Below are 5,623 nucleotides of genomic sequence, written 5' to 3' on the forward strand. Positions count from 1 at the left end.
GACCAGCCGACGTCACCACCGCCGTGGATCACGACGAACGTCCTCATCCGCCACCGCCCTTCCTTGCCAGAAGAGTACGCCGGCCGCGGCCGCACGTCAGTAGGCCAGGAGAGCCGCCCTCGTGGCCCTGGTGCGGATCAGCAGCGCACGCTCGTCGTTGACGGCCATCGGGTCGCGTCCCGTGATAGCCCGCTGCCGGACGGAGGCGAGCTCGGTCGCGTCCTTGATGAACGCCCGCATCAGCGGACGCCGGTCGCCGCGCAGCTGGGATGCCCACGCGAGACCCACCTTGCGTCCGCCGGGTGTGGCCAGCATCGTGACTTCCTCCGGGGTGAACCACCCCGCAGCGGCGTAGTCCTCCAGGCGGGCTCTCGTGAGTCGCGCCTCCTCCCGTCGCAGCGCGACGATGCCCAGGATGAAACCGATGAACAGCGGCACCTGGAGAGTGAAGTAGAGCCCGAAGAAGTCCGCGAAGGTCGCTGACCCGTTCCAGAGCGCGTGCAGCAGGATCGCTCCGACCAGACCCAGTGCTCCGGCTCCGGCCGCAGCCCGCGCCGAGCCGTGGCGACGAGCGACCATGCCGATCGCGAAACCGGTGATCGCGGTGAACATGGCGTGAGCGAAGGGCGAGAGGAGTCCGCGCACGACGAAGGTCACGGTCAGCTGCTCTCCCCCGCCCTCGATCAAGCTCACCCCGAAGTACTGGATGTTCTCGGTGAAGGCGAAGCCCGCACCGACCAGGGCTCCGTAGACGATGCCGTCGACAGGACCGTCGAACGCCCGACGGGCGAGCAGGAAGATGAGGAAGACGCCGAGGCCCTTCCAGAGCTCCTCCACGACAGGTGCCTGCACGACAGCACCGAACTCCTCAGACCGGATGCCGAACAGGAGCGTGAGCGCCGTGTCGACCAGCAGCGTGAGCCCGACCGCGGCCACCGCACCCCAGGCGATCGCGAATGCGACGAGCCGCTTGGGCTCGGGCTCCCAGCGATCGATCAGCCGGACGCCGAGGAACACGATCGTGAGCGGGATGAGCGCGAGGACCAGACCGACCACGGAGGCGAAGGATCCGAGCGCCCACACGAAGTAGCCCACGAGCGCGATCAGCAGGAAACCGAGCACGCCGAAGAGCCAGAGCGATATCGTGCGGCCCTTCCTCGTCGGCACGGGCAGAGCGGGAAGCGACTCCGCGGGCGATGGGGCGACCGGAGCCGGCGGCGTGTACGGAGTCGGCTGCGCGAGAGGAGAGGCGTAGCCCGCGACAGACCTCCTCGCAGCGGTCGGCGGCGTCGAGGCCACGGGATAAGCGGGTGAGTAGGGAGGCGGCGGTGTCGGTCCGGACGTCGGCTGCGACGCGGGCGGAGGAGCATACGGCGAGGGCTGCTGCGGCTGGGTCGGTCCTCCGGAACTCATAGGCAAAGCTTATGGGCACAACGTCGATGGTCCGGATATGGCGACGCCCTCCACCCGGCTACCTGCACCCACCCGGTAGCGTAGGAGCATGCGGTTCGCTCACCTGCGCCGTCCTGACTCCCCCCACGCGGCTCTCGCCGTGGTCGAGGGATCGGACGCCATTCTCGTCTCTGACCTCCTGACAGACCCTCCTGCCACCCTGCAGCAGCTGATCGAGGGAGGAGAATCGGCTCTCGACGCTCTTCGCGGGGCCCTGGAGAACGGCTCAGCCCCGCGGCACCCGCTCGACGGGTGGGCCTTCGACTCCGCGGTGCTCACTCCCCCCGCAGTGCTGGCCGTCGGCCTCAACTACGCCGCCCACTCGAGCGAGCTGGGGTTGAAGACGGACGCCGCGCCGACGGTCTTCACCCTGTGGCCGAACTCGCTCACCGGTCACGACCAGACCACGTCGTGGCCGCGCGCTCTGAGCGAAGCCGTCGACTACGAAGCCGAGCTCGGCGTGCTCATCGGCACCCCCGCCAAGGACGTCGCCGAGGCCGATGCCCTGACGCACGTCTGGGGCTACACGGTGGTGAACGACATCACGGCCAGGAACATCCAGTTCTCCGAGGCGCAGTGGTCCCGCTGCAAGTCGTTCGACGGATTCACTCCGACCGGGCCCTTCGCCGTGACCGCCGACGAGGTGGCAGACCCGCAGGACCTCCACATCTGGACCGTCGTGGACGGCCACACCGTGCAGGACGCGAGCACCGACCAGATGGTCCGGTCGGTCGCGAAGCTCATCGCCCACCTCTCGCAGTCGCTCACGCTGCTCCCCGGCACCCTGATCTCGACCGGCAGCCCCGGCGGTGCCGGATACTCACGCGACCCGCAGATCTTCCTCCGCGACCACTCCACCGTGACCGTCGGCATCGACGGCATCGGCGAGTTGACCACGCACTGCCGGATCACCGACTGAGCACGGACGATACGACGAGGGGGACGGATGCGCCGCATCCGTCCCCCTCGTCGTATCGATACGGTCAGATCTCGATCAGGTCTTCCGACGCCACCACCGGGATCGCCGCCGTGATCGTCTCGAGGCCGGAGAGACGTGCCGGCGACAGCTGCTTGACGACCTCTTCGCGAGACATCAGACCGGCTTCGACCACGAGGTCGGCAACGCTGCGGTTGGTCAGCAGCGCCGTCTTCGCCAGAGCGGCCGCCGCCGCGTAGCCGATGAAGGGCGTGAGGGCTGTGATGACGCCAACGGATGCCCCCACCATGGCGCCGAGGCGGTCACGGTTGGCGGTGATGCCGTCGACGCAGTTCACGCGCAGGGTCCACATCGCCTGACGCATCCAGGTGATCGACTGGAAGATCGAGTGCGCGATCACCGGCTCGAAGGCGTTCAGCTGCAACTGTCCTGCCTCTGCCGCCATCGTCACGGTCATGTCGGCGCCGGCGACCGCGAACGCCACCTGGTTCACGACCTCCGGGATGACCGGGTTGACCTTGCCTGGCATGATGCTCGAGCCCGCCTGCATGGCGGGGAGGTTGATCTCTCCGAGACCCGCCTGCGGTCCGGACGAGAGCAGACGGAGGTCGTTGCAGATCTTCGAGAGCTTCATCGCGTTGCGCTTCAGCGTCGAGGAGAACGACATGAACGACCCGGTGTCGCTGGTGGCCTCGACGAGGTCGCCGGCCGTGCGCAGGTCGAGACCGGTGATCTCACGCAGGTGCTTGAGGACGGCGGGTGCGTACCCCGGGTGGGTCGTGATCCCCGTACCGATCGCCGTCGCGCCCATGTTGATCTCGAACATGAGGGACGCGTTCTCGGTGAGTCGCGTGTGGTCGTACCCGAGGGTCGTGGCGAAACCGTTGAACTCCTGCCCCAGCGTCATGGGCACGGCGTCCTGGAGCTGGGTGCGACCGACCTTCAGCACATCGTGGAATTCGCGCGACTTGCCCAGGAAGGACAGCCGCAGCAGGTCGAGCTCCTCGAGCAGTGAGCGCAGGGTCAGCGAGAGGCCGATCTTCACCGCGGTCGGGTACACGTCGTTCGTGGACTGGCTGCGGTTCGTATGGTCGATCGGCGAGAGGAAGGCATAGTCGCCCTTCTCGTGACCGGCCATCTCGAGCGCGATGTTGGTGATGACCTCGTTCGCGTTCATGTTCGTCGAGGTTCCGGCACCACCCTGGATGACGCCGACCGTGAACTGCTCATGGAACTCGCCGTCGATCACGCGCTGCGCTGCGCGATCGATCAGATCAGCCCGCTCCGGATCGAGCACGCCGATCTCCCGGTTCGCACGCGCACTCGCCTGCTTGACCATCGCGAGACCGACCACGAGGTCGGGGTACACGGAGATCGGCCGCTTCGTGATCGGGAAGTTCGCGTCGGCGCGGGCGGTATGGATCCCCCAGTACGCGTCGACGGGAATCTCCATGCTCCCGAGCGAATCGGTCTCGGTACGGGTCAGGGTAGGCGCGGCAGAAGCCATGTCACATCCTCGTGGGTCGTGGCGGGTGAGAAGGGTGGGGGATGCCCCTCAGTCTACGCCGCTCAGCGTCCTGGTTTGCGGGAGAAGGCCTCGAGTCGCCCTTCCGGGCTGAGCTCCGCCATGCGTTCGAGCCAGTCCGCGGAGAAGTAGTCGCCGGTCTCGGCGCCGGTCACGGGGACGACGGTGTGCGTGATGGTGTCGGCGTACACGTGGACGAGCTGGAATGCCTGCGCGGCATCCATGCCGTTCACCTCGGCGGCGGGGCGCGCGACGTTCATCGTGTAGCAGGTGGCGGATGCGACGCTGACCGGAACACCGGCGAAGGTGCCGTGGGACGAGTAGTGCAGGTGGCCGGCGAGGATTCCGCGGACGTCGCTTCCCCGGATGACGTCGGCGAGCTCGTCCTGGTGCCGCAGCTCGAGGATGTCGAACAGCGGCAGGTGGCTCGGCAGCGGCGGGTGGTGCATGGCCAGGATCGTCCCGAGCGGCGCGGGTTCGGCGAGCACGTCGGCCAGCCACGAGAGCTGGCCCTCATCGAGGTCGCCGTGATGCCAGCCCGGCACACTCGTGTCCAGCGCGATGACCCTCAGGCCGTCGAGGTCCCAGATTCCCGTGACAGGGTCTTCCGTCGGCTCCAGACCGAGCAGCTCGGCGCGCAGTGCAGGGCGTTCGTCATGATTGCCGGCGACCCAGACGACCGGCGTGTCCAGTTGATCGGCCACCGGCTCGACGGCTGCCCGCAGTCGCCGGTACGCCTCGGGCTCCCCCAGGTCGGCGAGGTCGCCCGTCACGACGATCGCAGCCGGGTGCGGATGCACTGCCCGGATCGCCTCCAGCGTGCGGGCGAAGTTCGACTCGACGTCGTAGCGTCCGCCCAGCCGGATCCCCCCGGCGAGGAAATGCGGGTCGCTGACGTGGACGAGCACATGAGATGCGGGCTCGTGCCTGCCGAACACGTAGGGGCTGCCTGTTCCTGCGGACATGAGCCCCAGCCTATGGCCGAGCGTTCACCGAGGAGCGGGATCCGTGCGGTTCGCCGTCGATCAGTGTCCGAGGACCAGGAGCAGGATCCCGCTGACGACGGCGACACCGCACAGCGCGAAACAGGCATAGGCGCCGACCAGTGCGAGGGACTTCTGCCCCTCGGTCAGCGGGCTCTTGCGGGCGGCCTTGGCAGCCTGCTTCTCGGCGCGCCTCAGCTCCTTCTCCGTGATCACCGTGATCGCGTCGGTGAACTCGGCGGGGCTCACGACAGGTGCACGACCGCTGCGGACGAGGAGGCGGAGCCCCAGTGCGTAGAACGTCACGATGGCGGCGGCGCCGATGAGGGCGGCCGCGAACACCTGGAGGAACGCGAACCAGTCGATCGAGACGCTCATTCGGACTCTCCGTTCCGGCCGGCGTCGGGCTTCTGCGTCGTCGACGCGGTCTTCGATGCCTTGGTGGTCGCTTTGGCGTCGGCCTTCTTCTTCGCCTTCGCCGCCGCGTCCTTCTTCGCCTGGGCCTTGGCCTCGGCCTTCGCCTTGTCACGCGCCTCGGCCCGGGCCCGAGCCTCGGCCTTGGCCTGCTCGATGCGCTGCTGACGCCTCGTCGGCGGAGGTGTGTCCGGCAGCTCGATCGCACGGCCCGACTCGGCGACGTCGCTCATGGCGTTCGCCGGCGTCACGGCGTTGCGGCGTGACCGCATGAAGAGTCCGAGGATGATGGCGAGCGCGATGACGGCATCG

Annotated in this window: 5 protein-coding genes and 1 pseudogene; 1 reads left to right on the plus strand and 5 read right to left on the minus strand. The window is 68.1% G+C overall.

All coding sequences use genetic code 11. The annotated features are described in order from the left end of the window. Positions 1–96: 96 nt before the first annotated feature. Complete coding sequence (locus DSP71_RS18575; protein WP_258546545.1) at positions 97–1,299, minus strand: PrsW family intramembrane metalloprotease; 1,203 nt, start codon at positions 1,297–1,299, stop codon at positions 97–99. A 202-nt stretch (positions 1,300–1,501) separates the two neighbouring features. Here DSP71_RS18575 and DSP71_RS18580 point away from each other — a divergent pair, with 202 nt between their 5' ends. After that, a complete protein-coding gene (locus tag DSP71_RS18580) occupies positions 1,502–2,371 on the plus strand; it encodes a fumarylacetoacetate hydrolase family protein (protein ID WP_058630507.1) in 870 nt (289 codons plus the stop codon). 64 nt (positions 2,372–2,435) lie between these two features. Here DSP71_RS18580 and DSP71_RS18585 read toward each other — a convergent pair whose 3' ends face one another. The 4 genes and pseudogenes from DSP71_RS18585 to DSP71_RS24295 all read right to left on the minus strand — a co-directional run. Further along, positions 2,436–3,896: an aspartate ammonia-lyase gene (locus DSP71_RS18585; protein ID WP_046748284.1), complete on the minus strand. Its 1,461-nt coding sequence runs from the start codon at positions 3,894–3,896 to the stop codon at positions 2,436–2,438. A 62-nt stretch (positions 3,897–3,958) separates the two neighbouring features. Next, entirely contained in the window at positions 3,959–4,879 is a 921-nt protein-coding gene (locus tag DSP71_RS18590) for a phosphodiesterase (RefSeq protein WP_058632302.1), read from the minus strand. A gap of 60 nt (positions 4,880–4,939) precedes the next feature. Next, positions 4,940–5,275 (minus strand): hypothetical protein, encoded by a 336-nt coding sequence (locus DSP71_RS18595; protein ID WP_061015993.1) that lies wholly within the window; start codon positions 5,273–5,275, stop codon positions 4,940–4,942. Further along, a pseudogene (locus DSP71_RS24295) lies at positions 5,272–5,623 on the minus strand (inorganic phosphate transporter); the annotation flags it as partial. The gene DSP71_RS18595 and the pseudogene DSP71_RS24295, both read right to left, overlap by 4 nt.

Origin of the sequence: Microbacterium sp. H6 (assembly GCF_003314775.1) — a bacterium.
GTDB classification, from domain to species: Bacteria; Actinomycetota; Actinomycetes; order Actinomycetales; family Microbacteriaceae; genus Microbacterium; species Microbacterium oxydans.